Annotated in this window: 17 protein-coding genes and 1 pseudogene; 9 read left to right on the plus strand and 9 right to left on the minus strand. The window is 68.1% G+C overall.

All coding sequences use genetic code 11. From position 1 onward, the window contains the following. Position 1: 1 nt before the first annotated feature. On the minus strand, positions 2–598 hold the full coding sequence (locus P1P70_RS11360) for a M48 family metallopeptidase (RefSeq protein WP_319236687.1): 597 nt from the start codon (positions 596–598) through the stop codon (positions 2–4). Positions 599–815: 217 nt separating this feature from the next. Here P1P70_RS11360 and P1P70_RS11365 point away from each other — a divergent pair, with 217 nt between their 5' ends. Together P1P70_RS11365 and P1P70_RS11370 are read left to right on the plus strand one after the other, a co-directional pair. Next, on the plus strand, positions 816–2084 hold the full coding sequence (locus P1P70_RS11365) for a TOMM precursor leader peptide-binding protein (protein ID WP_319236688.1): 1269 nt from the start codon (positions 816–818) through the stop codon (positions 2082–2084). Next, a complete protein-coding gene (locus tag P1P70_RS11370; RefSeq protein ID WP_319236689.1) occupies positions 2077–3432 on the plus strand; it encodes an AarF/ABC1/UbiB kinase family protein in 1356 nt (451 codons plus the stop codon). Before P1P70_RS11365 ends, P1P70_RS11370 begins: the two co-directional genes overlap by 8 nt. Before the next feature lie 19 nt (positions 3433–3451). Here the strand turns inward: P1P70_RS11370 and P1P70_RS11375 are convergent, their stop codons facing one another. The 5 genes from P1P70_RS11375 to P1P70_RS11395 all read right to left on the minus strand — a co-directional run bounded on the left by P1P70_RS11375 (position 3452) and on the right by P1P70_RS11395 (position 7493). Next, the gene (locus P1P70_RS11375; RefSeq protein WP_319236690.1) at positions 3452–3661 is read right to left on the minus strand and encodes a hypothetical protein; all 210 of its coding nucleotides are present in this window, start codon (positions 3659–3661) and stop codon (positions 3452–3454) included. 148 nt (positions 3662–3809) lie between these two features. Further along, positions 3810–4133 carry a hypothetical protein gene (locus P1P70_RS11380; RefSeq protein ID WP_045559068.1) on the minus strand — a complete coding sequence of 108 codons (324 nt, stop codon included), beginning with the start codon at positions 4131–4133 and terminating at the stop codon, positions 3810–3812. Further along, positions 4130–4498, minus strand: coding sequence for a WhiB family transcriptional regulator (locus tag P1P70_RS11385; RefSeq protein WP_319236691.1), 369 nt, complete (start codon positions 4496–4498; stop codon positions 4130–4132). Before P1P70_RS11385 ends, P1P70_RS11380 begins: the two co-directional genes overlap by 4 nt. Before the next feature lie 173 nt (positions 4499–4671). Then, positions 4672–4995 carry a hypothetical protein gene (locus P1P70_RS11390; protein WP_319236692.1) on the minus strand — a complete coding sequence of 108 codons (324 nt, stop codon included), beginning with the start codon at positions 4993–4995 and terminating at the stop codon, positions 4672–4674. A 164-nt stretch (positions 4996–5159) separates the two neighbouring features. Next, positions 5160–7493, minus strand: a complete 2334-nt coding sequence (locus tag P1P70_RS11395) for an ATP-dependent DNA helicase UvrD2 (RefSeq protein ID WP_413471455.1) — start codon at positions 7491–7493, stop codon at positions 5160–5162. A 99-nt stretch (positions 7494–7592) separates the two neighbouring features. Here P1P70_RS11395 and P1P70_RS11400 point away from each other — a divergent pair, with 99 nt between their 5' ends. The 5 genes from P1P70_RS11400 (at position 7593) to P1P70_RS11420 (ending at position 10459) form a co-directional block, all read left to right on the plus strand. Beyond that, positions 7593–7850 carry a mycoredoxin gene (locus P1P70_RS11400; RefSeq protein WP_319236694.1) on the plus strand — a complete coding sequence of 86 codons (258 nt, stop codon included), beginning with the start codon at positions 7593–7595 and terminating at the stop codon, positions 7848–7850. A 99-nt stretch (positions 7851–7949) separates the two neighbouring features. Further along, a complete protein-coding gene (locus tag P1P70_RS11405; RefSeq protein ID WP_319236702.1) occupies positions 7950–8762 on the plus strand; it encodes a phosphotransferase in 813 nt (270 codons plus the stop codon). Positions 8763–8932: 170 nt separating this feature from the next. Next, positions 8933–9148, plus strand: a complete 216-nt coding sequence (locus P1P70_RS11410; RefSeq protein WP_319236695.1) for a hypothetical protein — start codon at positions 8933–8935, stop codon at positions 9146–9148. Continuing rightward, a complete protein-coding gene (locus P1P70_RS11415; protein ID WP_319236696.1) occupies positions 9135–9644 on the plus strand; it encodes a DUF6879 family protein in 510 nt (169 codons plus the stop codon). Before P1P70_RS11410 ends, P1P70_RS11415 begins: the two co-directional genes overlap by 14 nt. A 23-nt stretch (positions 9645–9667) precedes the next feature. After that, a complete protein-coding gene (locus P1P70_RS11420; protein ID WP_319236703.1) occupies positions 9668–10459 on the plus strand; it encodes a helix-turn-helix transcriptional regulator in 792 nt (263 codons plus the stop codon). 714 nt (positions 10460–11173) lie between these two features. Here P1P70_RS11420 and P1P70_RS11425 read toward each other — a convergent pair. Beyond that, positions 11174–11758 (minus strand): recombinase family protein, encoded by a 585-nt coding sequence (locus P1P70_RS11425; RefSeq protein ID WP_319236697.1) that lies wholly within the window; start codon positions 11756–11758, stop codon positions 11174–11176. A 476-nt stretch (positions 11759–12234) separates the two neighbouring features. Here P1P70_RS11425 and P1P70_RS11430 point away from each other — a divergent pair, with 476 nt between their 5' ends. Beyond that, entirely contained in the window at positions 12235–12813 is a 579-nt protein-coding gene (locus tag P1P70_RS11430) for a hypothetical protein (RefSeq protein ID WP_319236698.1), read from the plus strand. 54 nt (positions 12814–12867) lie between these two features. Here the strand turns inward: P1P70_RS11430 and P1P70_RS11435 are convergent, their stop codons facing one another. Next, positions 12868–14571, minus strand: coding sequence for a recombinase family protein (locus P1P70_RS11435; protein WP_319236699.1), 1704 nt, complete (start codon positions 14569–14571; stop codon positions 12868–12870). Between the two features lie 52 nt (positions 14572–14623). Between P1P70_RS11435 and P1P70_RS11440 the strand changes: the two are divergent. Beyond that, positions 14624–14719 (plus strand): annotated as a pseudogene (locus tag P1P70_RS11440) (NrdH-redoxin); the annotation flags it as partial. Between the two features lie 13 nt (positions 14720–14732). Here P1P70_RS11440 and nudC read toward each other — a convergent pair. Further along, positions 14733–15680: an NAD(+) diphosphatase gene (gene nudC, locus P1P70_RS11445; protein WP_319236700.1), complete on the minus strand. Its 948-nt coding sequence runs from the start codon at positions 15678–15680 to the stop codon at positions 14733–14735. Positions 15681–15744: the final 64 nt, after the last annotated feature.

Here is a 15744-nt window from a genome sequence, read left to right on the forward strand (position 1 = left end):
GTCACTCGTCTCGTGTGATGGGCAGGTGAGGCAGCCGGTCGGCGGCTACCACCCCTTCGAGGTAGCCGCGAGCACGCTCGGTGCGCGGATAGGCGTCCAGCAGCTGCCAGAAGCGGGGGCCGTGTCCCGGTACGAGCAGGTGTGCGAGTTCGTGGAGAAGGACGTAGTCGACGACGTACTCGGGCATACCCTGCAGCCGGTGCGAGAGGCGAATGCTGCCCTCGGCCGGCGTGCACGATCCCCAGCGGGTGTTCTGGTTGGTGACCCAGCGCACGGAAGTGGGCCGGGCGCGCCCGCCGAAGTACTGGTCCGAGAGCCGGGCGGCACGCTCCGCCAGCTCGGTGTCGCCGAGGCGCCGTTTGCTCTCCTGCGCGGCCAGCTTGTCGAGCATGACCGTCACCCAGCGCTGCTCCTCCGCCTCGGACATCCGAGCGGGAATGAGCACGACGGTGCGATCGCCCTCGCGGTACGCGGAGACCGTTCTGCGCCGTCGCGCGCTTCGGCGAACCTCGATCGCGCTCGCCCCCGAGCCGCTCGGCGGCTGGCTCGTCGTGCTGCGCGGTGGCTTTGCGGCGCGGTGCAGTGGGTCGGCGGGCACCCCCCGACGTTACCCGCTGCACACGGGGGAAGTCCCGCCTGCGGGACGGTTCGATATCGATCCGCACTCCGAGCGCCTGATTTGTACGACGAATGCCGTCGCCTGTGGACAACTCTCGACAGGCTTCGTCGCTGTCCGTGCATGCTGGCATTCGTCGGCGGACCAGGCACTCGCACCGTCGGCGGACGGGACCGAACTCTGGCTACGGGGGCCGATCATGCATCCGATGGTGAAGCCCGCGCTTCGGCGCGGTTGGCGGGATCTCAACACCGTGCAGTTCGGGCTGGCACCGGCGCACGCCATGGTGCTGGGCCCGATGGACACGACGACAGGCAGCTTTCTCGCACTCCTCGACGGCACACGCGGGTTGCCGCTCCTGCGCGACGAGGGCCGCCGCATGGGCCTGCCGGACGGTCATGTGGACGGTCTGGTGGAGCGCCTGTCCCGGTCCGGACTGCTGGACGACGCGACGGGCGGCGGCTCGGCCGCGGACGACCTGCGCGCCAAACCGGAGGTCTGGGACCGGCTGCGGCCCGACGCCGCCACACTCTCTCTGATCACCTCCGAGCCGGGTGACGCCATGAGTCGTCTGGCCGCGCGCCGATCACTGAGAGTGCAGGTGCGGGGTGCCGGACGCGTGGGATCGGTGCTTGCTTCCCTGTTGTCGGGTGCGGGGGTCGGCGAGGTCGACGTCCGCGATGTCGGCCGGGTCGAGCCGTGTGACGTGGCACCGGGTGGACTGCCGGCCGAATCGATCGGCGAGCGCAGGGACGCGGCGGCCCGCCGGATCGCTCGGCACGCGGCCCCCGATCGTCCGCCCCGGCGCCGCCGCGGCTCCCGGCCGCCCGCGGCGCCGTCGACCGGAGAGCGGACAGCGGACCGTCTCCGCGAGGAGTCCGGCTTCTCACTGGTGATCCTCGCCCCACGTGACGGTGTCGATGTCCACGCCCCCAGGCCCATGGCCGCCGAACCGCTCATCTCCTCGGGTACGCCCCACCTCTATGCGGGTGTGGTCGAGGGGACGGGCGTGGTCGGCCCTCTGGTCCTGCCCGGTGAGACGGGTTGCGCGGGCTGCCTCGAACAGAGCCGTACCGACCGCGACGGGACCTGGCCACGGCTGGTCGCACAGTGGCGGTCCGGACGCCCGCACCAGCTGGAGGCGTGCGACCTGGCCCTGGCCACGACCGTCGCCGGACTGGCCGCGGCGCACGCGCTCGCCTTCCTCGACGGGCGGACACCGTCCAGCGCGGGCGCCCGCTGGGAGGTCTCTGTACCGGGGTTCGACTGGCACTCGCGTCCGGTGTGGCCTCACCCCGCATGTTCCTGCACGGCCGCTGAAAACGATGCCGCCGAAAAAGGTAACCGGGAACACACCGCAAAGGACGGGGACGTGCACGAGACAATGGCTGGGCATCAGCGGTCAATGAGGTTGTCCCGCAAGGCACACGCGGCACGGCCTGCTGGGAGTTGGAGGGCGCATGTCTGATCTTCCCCGGAAGGCGGTCACCCGGACCGCCAAGCTCGCCGCGCTTCCGCTCGGCATCGCAGGCCGGGCCACCTGGGGACTCGGCAAGCGAATCGTCGGCGAGTCGGCGGAGCTCGTGGGCCGTGAACTCCAGCAGCGCACGGCGGAGCAGCTGTTCAAGGTCCTGGGCGAGCTGAAGGGCGGCGCGATGAAGTTCGGGCAGGCCCTGTCCGTCTTCGAGTCGGCGCTTCCCGAGGAGGTCGCGGGCCCCTATCGCGCGGCTCTGACGAAGCTCCAGGACGCGGCACCACCGATGCCGACCCGCACGGTGCACGCCGTGCTGGAGGAGCGCATCGGTGCGGACTGGCAGGAGCTGTTCCTGGAGTTCGAGGACAAGCCGGCCGCCGCGGCCTCGATCGGCCAGGTGCACCGGGCGGTGTGGCACGACGGCCGAGAGGTCGCCGTCAAGGTGCAGTACCCGGGCGCGGGCGAGGCCCTGCTCTCCGACCTCGGTCAACTCAGCCGGTTCGCCCGTCTGCTGGGGCCGCTGATACCCGGCATGGACATCAAGCCGCTCATCGCGGAACTGCGGGACCGTGTCTCCGAAGAGCTCGACTACGGCCTGGAGGCCCAGGCACAGCAGGCGCACGCGGAGGAGTTCGAGGACGACCCGGACGTGGTGGTCCCGGCCGTGGTGCACCAGTGCGAGCAGGTGCTGGTGACCGAGTGGATGGAGGGCACCCCTCTGTCCGAAGTGATCACCGACGGCTCTCAGGCGCAGCGCGACCGTGCGGGCCAGCTGCTGACCCGCTTCCTTTTCTCAGGTCCGGCACGCACCGGTCTTCTGCACGCCGACCCTCATCCGGGGAACTTCCGCCTGCTGCCGGACGAGAAGAGCGGCTGGCGCCTCGGCGTCCTCGACTTCGGCACGGTGGACCGACTGCCGGGCGGCCTGCCAACCCCGATCGGGGACGCCCTGCGGCTGACCATCGAGGGCGAGGCCGAGGCGGTCTACGAAATGCTCTGCACGGAAGGCTTCGTGAAGGAGTCGATAGACCTGGACCCGGACGCCGTACTCGACTATCTGCGCCCCATCATCGAGCCGGTCCGGGCGGACGAGTTCACCTTCGCCCGCGGCTGGATGCGCAGCCAGGCCGCTCGGATCGCCGACCCGCGCTCCCCTGCCCACCAGTTGGGCAAGCAGCTGAACCTGCCCCCGTCCTACCTCCTGATCCACCGGGTGACCCTGAGCACCATCGGCGTCCTGTGCCAGCTCGGCGCGACGGTCCGTATGCGCGACGAGTTGGAGGAGTGGCTACCGGGTTTCCTGTACGAAGAGGAGGAGGGCGAGTCGGCTGCGGAGGCGTAGCCGGTTCGAGCGGGCGGCTTCACCACCAAGCCGAGTCCAGCCTGCCTTCGATCGCACGCAGGTTCTCCCTGGCGCAGGTCTCGCAGAAGTAGTGCCGTACGCCGTTCTCCACGGAACAGATCCACAGAGGTCGAGGGGCGTCGGCGGTGGTGCCACAGCGGGCGCACACGAGGGTCTGGGGTTCCGCGGCGGGGCCGCCCTGGTCACTGTCCCCGGAAAGACTCGTCACTCGGCGACGATATCGCCGCCCTCGACGGATCCGTGCGCACAACGCACCGCGGGGGCCGGTCCCTTCGGACCGGCCCCCGCGGGGAGCCCACTGCTAGTGGTGGTGACGTGCCCGTCCAGGCCGGGTCATGCCGGTCGCCGCGTGGCGGCTACTGCATGACCGCCATGGCGAGCGCACGGCGGGCGCGCAGCGAGGCGCGCTCGGCCCTGCGCTGCATCCGCTGAGCGACCGCCAGGCGCATGGCCCGGCGTTCCTGCTCAGCCTGGTGCAGGCGCTCGTGCATATGCGCACGAGCCAGGGCTTCTGGCATGAGATGCATCTCTCGGGTCCTGTTCTGGCGCGAGGCGTTCGCACCGGTGGTGGTGAAATCAGGTGTCGCGGAGCCGGCGGGCTCGCTCGTGGACGGCTTCATCGGGGCCTGCTTCTTGGGGTCGTGCGTCAGGGGGCGGTCGATCGTTCCGGTGATGTTCATGCCGTGACCGGGTTCTTGCGCGGGCGACCACGAGGCCGCTTGCGGGCCACGACGACACCCTGGACGAAGAGCTCGCCACCCCAGACGCCCCAGGGCTCACGCCGCTCCTTGGCGCCGGCGAGGCAGGCCTCCATCAGCGGGCAGGTGCGGCAGAGGGCCTTGGCGTACTCGACATCGGCCGGCGACTCGGCGAAGAAGACCTCCGGGTCGTAGGAGCGGCAGGGGACGGGTACGCCGAGGTTCTCGATGGCGTCGTCGAGCGCGGTGAGCGCGGTGAGCGGGGTCAAGGTGGAGTCCTCCGTGAGGCCGGGCGGGGGGATCGTTTCGGAAGGCGGTACGGACGGGGCGTGCGCTTCGAGTTGCACGGTTCGTCTTCCTCGTCTGGTCGTTCCGGCCTGTTGGCCGGTGGCGGCTGGTACCGGGTTCTTTTCTTGTCCCGAGGCCCCTTCGCTCTGTAGTCCCTGGTCAGGGACAAACAGAAGGGCCGCGGATCCCGGATGGGGTTCCGCGGCCCTGAAGGCGCCGGCCTGATCGTCGATCAGGCTGGATCACTCCAGGGTTCAGGCCCACGGAAGGCCCACATCAGGTGGTGCTGCGTCGTCTGCTTCCGGAATCCGGCACCGGCCGCCGCGAAGGCATAGGCCTGGGCCTGTGCCTCTACTGCTGCTTCCAGTGCCTTGGTCGGTCGCTCATTGCGCTCACGGACGGGGAGACCCGCCAGAGACACGGAGGACGCCGGACGGCCGCCACTGATGGCGGGCAGACCGGTGCCCAGGTTCGAGACGCCGAGCATGCACAGGGAGACGGCCGAGCGATCGGTCATTTTGACCGTGCTGATGTAGCTGGTGTTGATGCTGATCACTGGACTCGCCTCCTCTCGGCGTCTATGGGGACCGGCGTGAACCAATCCGATGGATATGAAGTACACCACGAAACCAGGGCCTTCGAGAAGGCCGCTGCTCTCGTGCCTAAGAACCTATGGGGATTGCTGGGGCATGCGCAAACTATTTTTTCGACGAGTTCGCATCAGTCGTTCCCGTCCTCGCACCCAGGCTCCCGACCTGCGCAGATGTCGAGAACATCGGCGCCGTAGCGCTGCAGCTTGCGGGCGCGGACGCCAGGGATGCGACCGAGTTCAACCGGAGTGCTCGGCCCCGCTTCCGCGATCGCCATCAGTGTCCGGTCCGTGAAGACACAGAAGTCGGGTTGGCCACTGCGCCGCGCCTGGACCTCTCGCCACTCCCGCAGACGCTTGTAGAGGCCCTCGTCCATGTCGGAGGGGCAGTCCTCGCAGCGCATCAGCTTCATCTCGCCGGCGTCCCGGAGGGTGCGCCCGCAGACACGGCAGCGGGCCGGGGTCCGGCTCGTGCGCCGTGGCGCCCCCTCCGTGCCTCTGCCCCCGAGGTCCCCCGTCCGGCTGCCCGGGGAACCCAGTTCGACGCCCCCGGAGCCGCCTGTGCCGCTCCGCCCCGCGGTGGTGGTCGATCCGGGGCGCAGGCCGTTGAGGAACCTGCTGGGGCGGCGGTTGGGTCGGCCGCCCGGTGAGCGGGACAGCGCCCAGGAGACGGAGAGCTGCTCGCGCGCGCGGGTGACGCCCACGTAGAGGAGTCGTCGCTCCTCCTCGATCTGTTCGTCCGTTCGCGCGTAGGTGATCGGCATCATGCCCTCGGCGACCCCGACGAGGAAGACGACGTCCCACTCCAGGCCCTTGGCGGAGTGCAGCGAGGCGAGAGTGACGCCCTGGACGGTCGGGGCGTGCTGGGCGCCCGCCCGTTCGTCGAGCTCCGTGACCAGGTCGCCGAGGGTGGCGTCGGGCTTGGCGGCGGCGAAGTCGTGGGCCAGGTTCACCAGGGCCGCCAGTGACTCCCAGCGCTCCCTGACCGCTCCGGAGCCCGCCGGTGGTTCGCCGGTCCAGCCCTCGCCGGACAGCACGGCCCGTACCTGCGAGGGGAGGTCGACGGTGTCCTCGAGAAGGGTGTCGTTGGCGCCGAAGCGCGCGGCCGCCTTCAGCGCGGCTCCCGCCTTGCGCACCTCGGGGCGGTCGAAGAATCGTTCCGCGCCGCGCAGCTGGTACGGCACTCCGGCGTCCGCGAGAGCCTGTTCGTAGGTTTCGGACTGGGAGTTCGTGCGGAACAGGATGGCGATCTCGCTCGCCGGGACTCCGGAGGCGATGAGGTCGCGGATGCGGCGGGCTGCTCCCTCGGCCTCGGTGGGCTCGTCCGCGTACTCGGTGTACCGGGGCTCGGGGCCCGGGGGGCGCTGGGAGATCAGTTCGAGGCGGTGGTCGGCGGCGCGGCCGCGGGCCTGGGAAAGCAGGCCGTTGGCGAGGTGGACCACCTGCGGGGTGGAGCGGTAGTCGCGGACGAGCTTGACGACGGTGGCGCCGGGGTGGCGGTGGCGGAAGTCGAGCAGATGGTCGGGAGTTGCGCCGGTGAACGAATAGATCGTCTGGCTGGCGTCGCCCACGACGCACAGGTCGTCCCGGTCGCCGAGCCACAGTTCCAGCAGGCGCTGCTGGAGAGGGCTGACGTCCTGGTACTCGTCGACCACGAAGTGCTGGTACTGCGAGCGGACCTGCTCGGCGATGTCGTGGCGGTCCTGGAGGATACCGACCGTGAGCAGGAGGACGTCCTCGAAGTCGATGACGGCCCGTTCGCGCTTCAGGTCCTCGTACATGGCGTAGATCTGGGCGATCTCGGCGGGGTCGCGGGGGGCCTCGCGGCCGTGCTTGGCGGTCGCGGCGGCGTAGTCGGCTGGGACGGTGCGGGTGACCTTGGACCACTCGATCTCGGCAGCGGCGTCGCGCAGTTCGTTGCGATCGAGACGGATGCGGCAGGCGGCGGCGGCATCCGCGACGATCTGGATCTTGCGGTCGACGATGCGAGGCATGCCGCCGCCGACGGCCTTCGGCCAGAAGTACTGGAGTTGACGCAGTGCGGCCGAGTGGAACGTCCGGGCCTGGACCCCGGCCGCGCCGAGCTGACGGAGACGGCCGCGCATCTCTCCGGCGGCGCGGTTGGTGAAGGTGACGGCGAGCACACTGGCGGGCTGGAGCATTCCGGCCCGCACTCCGTAGGCGATGCGGTGGGTGATCGCACGGGTCTTGCCCGTACCGGCACCGGCCAGCACGCACACCGGACCGTGCAGGGCGGTGGCGACCGCGCGCTGCTCGGGGTCGAGCCCTTCGAGCACCGCGTCGGCCGAGTCGGGGACCCGCGGGAAGAGGGTGGAATGCGTTGCTGTCACACGGCCATGCTGCCAGGTCGCCGGAGACGCCTGAGCAAGTTGTCCACAGGTAGACCTCCGCAGTCGTACTAATGCGGCAGGCGCCCTGTGTTCCGGTGTGCCGACGCGGGGCAACGGTGGTGGACGCCACCCGTACAGGGGAATGGCGGGCCTGTCGCGTACGTTCCACCACTGCGAGAACGACCCCTCAGACCATGAAGGAGCGCCAGGGACATGCCGGGCACTGTGACGATGTACAGCACCACGTGGTGTGGCTACTGCCGTCGGCTGAAGAGCCAGATGGACCGCGAAGGCATCACGTACAACGAGATCAACATCGAGCACGACCCGGAGTCCGCCGCGTTCGTGGAGAAGGCGAACGGCGGGAACCAGACAGTCCCGACCGTTCAGGTAGTTCCCTCCGGCGGTGGCGCCGAGGTCGTGATGACGAACCCGAGCCTCGCCCAGGTGAAGCAGGCGCTCGGCGTCTGACACGCATGACGCACACGACCCCCGATCGGCTTGGCGCCTGATCGGGGGTCTTTGTATACCCGGCCTGTACGAGGCCGACTCGACGGTAGCGTGATCGACATGACGACGGAGGACGAGGCGGACGGCGAAGCGCTGGTCGGAGGCATGGTGAACGCGGGGGCGGTCTTCCGCAGGGGTGCGCTGGTGGAACGCCCGGCCCCGCGCAACGCACACGCTCTCCATGCCCACCTCCTCGCGCTGAGAGAGCACGGCTTCGATGGAGCTCCGACTCCCGTGCGCCTCACCGCTGACGGCCGTGAACAGCTCACCTTCGTCCCAGGCGAGGTAGCTCTGCCGCCGTTCCCGCCCTGGGTAATGACGACAAGCGCCCTCGAATCGGTGGGACTCCTCCTGCGCCGCCTGCATGAGGTCAGCGCGACCATCGCGGTCGGCACAGACGCCGAGTGGTCACAGGACCTAGCCGACCCGGAGGGGGGAACGACGGTGTGCCACAACGACGTGTGCCCGGACAACGTCGTCTTCCGCGACGGCCGTGCCACCGCCTTGATCGATTTCGACTTGGCAGCTCCGGGCCGTCCTCTCTGGGACGTCGCCATGGCTGCCCGCTACTGGGTGCCCATGCTTGATCCGGTGTCTGCGGCCGCCCTGTATCCCGCCGGATTGGATGTGTCTGCACGGCTACGGATCCTCGCTGACAGCTACGGCCTCCCGCCGTGGGATCGCGCCGGATTGCCGGGCGTGATCGAACAGGCCACCGAGACCTGCCGGTCCTTCGTCGCCCGCCGCGTGACTGACGGCAACCCCGTCTACCTCCAAGCGCTGGCCGAACGTGGCGGATGGGAGCGCTGGGACCGCATACAAGCCTGGCTGACCGCCCACCGCGAGACGTTCACGGTCGCTCTGCTGGACTGACATGCTCGGGCGTTGGTCCGCTCGTACCCACCGAGGACAACTACCGGGACCATTCGCGCCGAACGTCAAGTGTGCGGCTTTCCCGTTCTGGAAAGCCGGGGATCTTGACCTTGCTGTACGCAGGTCGGAAGCATCGAACGGACAAGGACCGTCGACCTGAGGGGGAAGCCGTGGGCACACCGCTGCGGACGCTGTCGGGAGACCCGGACTGCAAGAACGGCACGTGCCCGACGCTGTGGGGTACGGACGATGGCAAGGACTACGTGGTGCAGGGCTACGTGATCACCGACCCTGAGCGGCTGGCACAGCTCGATCTCCCCGAAGGAGAGACGGCCGTCATGGTCCCGGCCGGCGTACTCGAGGAGTACTTCCGTGCTCAGCGGTGAGGAGTTCGGCCGTCTCTTCGAGAGCTTCGAGCGGACCGCGTTCCGGCTGGAGACGCTCGACGTGTATGACGTGGAGGAGGAGCGGGAGGAGATCGCTCGGTTCCTCGCGGGTGAGGACATGGGTCCGGAGTGGAGCGACAACCCATGGGTGCGCTCGATGACCGACAAGGGCAAGAGCGTGTCCCGCGTTCATGTCTTGCGCTCCCCTCTGACTGACTACCTGCGTTACGAGCTGTCGGCTTACCCCGGCAACATCGAGGCCGGGGAGTCCATCGGAATCATCGACCTTGCCGAGCAGAAGGTGACCGGCCTGCCCGATCACGACTTTTGGCTCTTCGACGACCGTGACGTGTACCGCATGCACTACACCCCCGAGGGCAAGTTCATCGGCGGTGAACTCCTGCCTACCGACCGGCTGAGGGAGTACCAGGGTTACCGCGACCTGGCGCTCACCCGCGCCGTGCCGTTCGCGGCCTACTGGGAGCGGCATCACTGACCACGGAGTCGATCGGGAGAGCCCTGCGGGCACTGCGGGAAGCATCGGGACTGACCGGTGACGCGGTAGCCCGCAGGGCTTCCATGTCCGCAGGGAAGCTCTCGAAGATCGAGAACGGCCGGACCCTGCCCAACGTTCAGGACGTCGACCTGATCCTGTCCGCGCTCGGCGTCTCGGACACAGTGAAGGAAGAGTTCCTCGCAACTGCCCGAGCCGAGGTCACCGAGGCCACAGCGTGGCGCCTGCTGCGCCGCATGGGCCCCCGGAAGCACCAGAACACCATCAAGGCCGTCGAGGCCAACACAGCTGCTCTCAGACTGTTTCAGGGGCAACTCATCCCCGGACTCCTCCAGACCCGGGAGTACGCCACGGCAGTGTTCTCCCCGGACGAGACCAGGGCTCGGACGGTGGCAGCGAGGATGGAACGGCAGGCGACGCTCTACGAAGACGGCCGGTCGTTCTACTTCGTGATCTGTGAGCACGTCCTGCGGTGGCTGATCTGTGAGCCAGTCGTCATGGCGGTACAACTTGATCGGCTCGTATCCCTTTCCCGCCTTCCAAATGTGACCGTTGGGGTGGTGCCCCTGGCTGGTCGGATGCCGGATTTCCCCATGACGTACTTCAGCATCCACGATGACCGGCTTGTGATCGTCGAGACGTTCCACTCGGAGATCACAACACGGGACCCAAGGGACATACAGACGTACGTCGACACCTTCGAGCGGTTCGCCGACGTGGCGCTCTTCGGCGATGACATGCGCGCCCTGGTCGAGAGCATCCGAGACGAGTTCTTGCCTCAACAGGAAAGAACGTAGGGCCGCTTCGCTGGAGCCCCAAGGATGGATCGCAGCGAGATCCAGGCGGGGAGGCCGTACAGGATGAGCACACCGAAGACGACGATGGGGGAGCCGGTGTCCCTGGCACTTCCCCCCTCGGAGCCGACCCCGGTAGCGGGTTGCCGTGAATGTCTCGGCATCGCCGTGACCCGAACCAACGCCCGATCAGTCGGGGACTACTCGAAGGCGTCAGATGCGAACGTCGTACTCCGTACGCACCTGCGGGAAGCCCACGGGGCCGAGTGATGGCGCGCTCCCTCATGCGATACGTGAGGCACAGGATCACGCAGCACCCAGACACTGACGTGACCTTCGAAGCGGAGTGCCTTCACTGCAAGTGGACGGCCACGCCCGCCACGGACGGCGCGGCGGTCGACGTGGCGTGCATGAGCCACACAGGCCGGAGCGGACACAAGAGCTTCCGGCGTGTCTGTACGTCGTTCGCGATGGTGGTCCGGGACGAGTGACCGACAGGCCCCCGGCGCCCTGAGGGACGGCGAGCACCACGACCGAGGTGCGCCGGAAGGGGGAGCTGTTCGAGCGACCTGCACCCCCTGTGCCTGTCCCTGTCGACTCCCCCGTCGTCGGCAGGGGCAGGCATCGTTACGCCTGTCAGACGGCGTCACACGTCGTGCATGGCAACGGCCCCCGGCGTGAGCCGAGGGCCTGTCGCGAAACCGTTGTGCGCCTGTCTCAGGCGCTCTCTCCAAGGTGGCGGTACAAGGTGGCACGGGAGATGCCGAGCGCCTTGGCGATGGCGCTTACGCTCTCGCCCTTCGTCTTCCTGGCACGGGCCACGGTGAGCACGTCCTCATCGACCACGGACGGCCGTCCGCCGGTACGCCCCTGCGCCTTGGCTGCGTCGAGTCCTGCCCGGGTGCGCTCCTTGATGAGGCTGCGCTCGAACTCCGCCATGGCCCCGACCACCTGAAGCATGAGACGGCCGTCCGCCGTACCGGGGTCGATGTTGGCCAGTGCCCCCGTGAGCACCTTGAACCCGATGCCCCGCTCTCGAAGGGTGTCGACCTTGGTCACAAGGTCGATGAGGGAGCGGGCGAACCGGTCGAGCTTCCACACGCACAGGGTGTCGCCAGGTCTGGCGTAGTCCAGTGCGGCCGTGAGCTCTGGCCGGTTGGTGTTCTTGCCGGATGCCTTGTCCTCAAAGATCCGGGCGCAGCCTGTGGCCGTCAGCGCGTCGCGCTGGAGCTGTGCTTCCTGGTCATCGGTGGACACGCGGGCGTAGCCGATGAGCTGACCAGCGATCGTGTTCGTCGTCACGCACGGACCGTCTCAGAACTCGTCTCAATACGTCAAGCTTGAGACGGAAGTTTCGAGACGGGTTTTGAACAGTGCTGCGCCTCCTTCCGGAGTGCATCCCGTCTCGTCTCACAAACCTTGATTCTCGAGACGCCCGTTACCGGTGACGCTGCGCCACGGTCGGGGCTGTGTCTCTGCCCTGCGTCGGCCAGCGCTGCGCCCTGTCGGCATGGCGCGCCTGCCTGCCTGTCGCTGCGCTCTCGCCTGCCTGCCAGGGGTGCAGCCTGCCAGCCGCTCACGCGGGCGCACAGCCGTTCGCCTGCCCATGTGGCACGGGCCAGCCTTGGACGGCGAGCGGAAGGCAACGGCGAAGGGGGTGGGGTATGACCCCCTGAAGGGCCCTTGCTCGACCGCCGTGTCTTGGCGGCTCAAATTTCGAGCGCACCAGCGCACGACGCCATACGTGCTCCTGTATCGCGGGCTTCCCTTCTCCGAACATGAAGCACGCAGAGAAGTTGGGCGGCGTCGCCATGGCGTTGTACGCGGACTACGAGACGGGCGAGAACGTGTGCCCGTCGAACGGGACGATCGCCAGGGAACTCGGCTACGGCGGGAAGGCTCCTGAGCAGACGGTCAACAAGATCGTTGGCAGGCTGCGTAAGGCTGGCTGGCTTACGAAGACGGGCAAGGTACCGGACGGTCCGGTGATCTACCGACTCACCTTGCCAAGGCAGGGGGGTATGGCTGAGGAGCCATACAACCTACATACCTTCAAGAGCGACGGCGGTAGGAGTGAGGAGCCAGCGGCGAAGAGCAAGCCGGTAGGCGAAGAGCGGCCCCCGAAGGGGGGCCGACAGGGCGAAGACGAAGAGCGCAAGCAGCCGGCGAAAGTGGGCCGCGTAAGCGGCCCCCAGAAGGAAGACGAAAGGGCTGACTATCTTGGCAAGGTCAAGCAAGAGGAACAGCATCGACGCTGGTTCGGAGACGCGTACGCATCTCCCGTGCCGGTGGTCTTCGACTACGACAGCTTGACCGACCAGCTCCAAGAAGCGGGGCACGAGCCGCCGCCCTTCTGATCGCAAGACAGAAGGCCCCCAGGCCGGGGGCCTTCCTCGGTTGCTCAGCCTGCATCAGACAGAGATCGGAACCATCTCGGCTACCTCTGCTCCCTTGGCTTCCTCCTCAGCCTTCGCCCGCTGCGCTGCCCGTTCCGCGTCGAAGTCCTCCCAGCGGCTGACGATCTCCCACTCCACACCCGTAAGCGGCTTCGGCTTCTCGTACGGCTTTCCGTGCAACGAGATCGGCGTGATCGGTGAGAGCACCTGAGAAGACTTGGAGGGCACATCCCAGTACGTGATGCCCTGCTGCTTGATGTTCTCGATCAGGTCGCCGGGATCGATGGCCAGGACGTCATGTCCGAAGTACGCCTTGACCTTGTGCTTCTTCAGCCACTCGCGCCGTTCGTCGACGCTCGACCGCTCCCACCACTCCGCGTAGCCCTCGCCCGTACCCGTCCATACGGTCACCGGCTTCGGCCCCTCCTGGCTGGTGACCTTCTCCCGGTCCTGGGCAAGGCTGGCAACTTGCGAGCCGTACGCGACGGCGCTGATCTCGCCCTGCTGAAGTTCCTTCAGGAGCTGGATCATCCTGCCGTCGATCACGGCGAGCTTCGCTGCACGACTGTCGTCGATGGTCGTCTTCGACTCCATCCGCTCCAGGTGGCCGATCTCGCCCAACAAGGCCGACTCCAGCCAGGGGTACAAGTCCTCTGCCCAGAACCTCTGCTTCGGGCACGCCGGGATGCCCTTGGTCTTGTTGCCATGACAGCGGTATCGCTCGCGCTTGCCCTTGGCCGGGTCGCCCTTCACGAAGTAGAGGGCGCTTCCGCACAGCAGGCAGAACGTCACGCCCACCGTCGGCGACGTAGAGCCCTTCTGCTTCTTGTACTTGACCGAGGCAACGGCTTCCGACAGTTTCGTCCACTCCTCCTCGTTCAGTACCGGCTCAGAGCGCATGACAGGTGTGCCGTCGTCGTTGCGGGCTACGGCGCCACTGGCGCGTACGTACTCCCCGAGCAGGGAGCGGCTGATCAGTACGGCTTGCACTGTGGTCGGCGTCCACCTGGCTCCCCGAGGCTTCGGGTCGGCCAGCCGAGTTGTGCTCTCGCCTGCCGCCGCGCGGATACGAGCGATGTCCTGAGCCGTGGGTACGCCTTGCTCGTTCAACCAGTCGGCGACGGCCGAGAAGCTCGGCTTCTCGATGAAGCGCCGGATCATCTCGATCAGCGTCGGGCCGTACTCGGGGTCGAGTTCCAGAGTGAAGCCTGCGTCACCCTTCACTGCTCTGCGTCCGAACGGGACAAGGCCACCCGGCCAGCGGCCGGTCTTCCGCATGGTCTCCCGGGAAGCCCTGTTGCGGGCCTTGATGGCGTCCAGCTCGGCCTCTGCGACCACAGCCAGGATCTTGGCGATGGTCTTGCCCCACGGCTTCGAGAGGTCGAATCCCTCCTCGCAGGAGATGAGGCCCTTACCGTTCGCCTCGCACCACTCGATGATGTCCGAGAGGTGCCGGACCGACCGCGCGATGCGGTCGATCTTCAGGATGATGATGTGGTCGAACTGGTCCTTCTTGTTGCTGAGCCAGTCGCCCAGGGACGGGCGTACCCACGGCGAGATGGACGCCGACACGTCGATGTCGACGGCGAAGTCGACCAACTCCATTTCCTCCGCGTCCGCACGCTTGCTGATGCGGGTGCGCTGCGTGTCCTCCCCCGTCTGGTTCTCGTTGCCGACGGACAGACGGACCACGCCAAGAGCCCTGGGCTTCTCGCTCACGCTCTTCCCTCCCCCACAAGGGGCGGCCCTCCCTGGCCGCCCTCACGTAGCGGGAAGTCCACAGACCGTTCCCACCGCCCTCTTCCCGGACTGCTCGACGCTCACGAACCCTTCGCTGGCGCAGGTCAAGCAGAAGATCGGCGCGTAACCGCGGACAAGCTCTAGCCGGTATGACCTCGCGTCGGCAGGGGCTTGCCGTACCAGAGTTCGATCAGTCGGGCCGCGATCGAGATGCCGTAGGGAGGCAGGACCTCCCCGGACTCGAACGCGGCCCGCAGCTCTTCGCGGGAGAACCAGCGGGCCTCGTGGATCTCGTCGCCGTCGACGTCGACGGTGGTCGAGGTGGCCCGGGCCATGAACCCCAGCATGAGGCTGGAGGGGAAGGGCCAGGGCTGGCTGGCGACGTACTCGACCTGGCCGACGGTGACGCCGACCTCTTCCTGGACCTCGCGCCGCACGGACTGCTCGATGGACTCGCCGGGCTCCACGAAGCCCGCGAGGGTGGAGAAACGCCCCTCGGGCCAGTGCACCTGGCGGCCGAGCAGGATGCGGTCCTCGTCGTCCGTGACCGCCATGATCACCGCCGGGTCGGTGCGCGGGTAGTGCTCGGCGCCACAGGCCGGGCAGCGCCGGATGTGGCCGGCGGCCGCGATGACGGTGCGTTCTCCGCAGCGGGAGCAGAAGCGGTGGGTGCGCTGCCAGTTCTCCAGGCCGACCGCGTGGACCATGAGGCCCGTGTCACGCGGCGACAGCAGCATGCCCGCCTCCCGCAGCCCGGCCGGGCGTGCCGACTGGTCCATGCGGCCGGGGAGCGTGTCCTTCTGGAGTGCGAAATAGCTCACACCGTCGGCGTCGGTGCCCAGGAAGTAGCGGTGTGCCTCGGTGAGGGGGGCCTCGAAGGAGGGCGTCATGACGAGTTCGGTGGTGCCGTCCGAGGTCTCGTCGATGAGGACCTGACCGCCGGAGACCACGAAGCAGCGGGTCGTGGGGTGGCTCCACGCCGCCGCGAGCCAGGCCTCGTCGAGCCGGTGGTGGGCGGCCCGGTCGATGCCGCTGGGGGCGGTGAGCGCGATGGGTCGTTCGGCGGTGTGGTCGGTCCAGGTGGTCACGGGTGCTTCCAACTCCCCCGGTGGAACGGTTGATGGGGCGGGCGGTTCGGCGGGGCTGACGACT

It is taken from the genome of Streptomyces sp. MB09-02B (assembly GCF_033794485.1).
Lineage (GTDB): Bacteria > Actinomycetota > Actinomycetes > Streptomycetales > Streptomycetaceae > Streptomyces.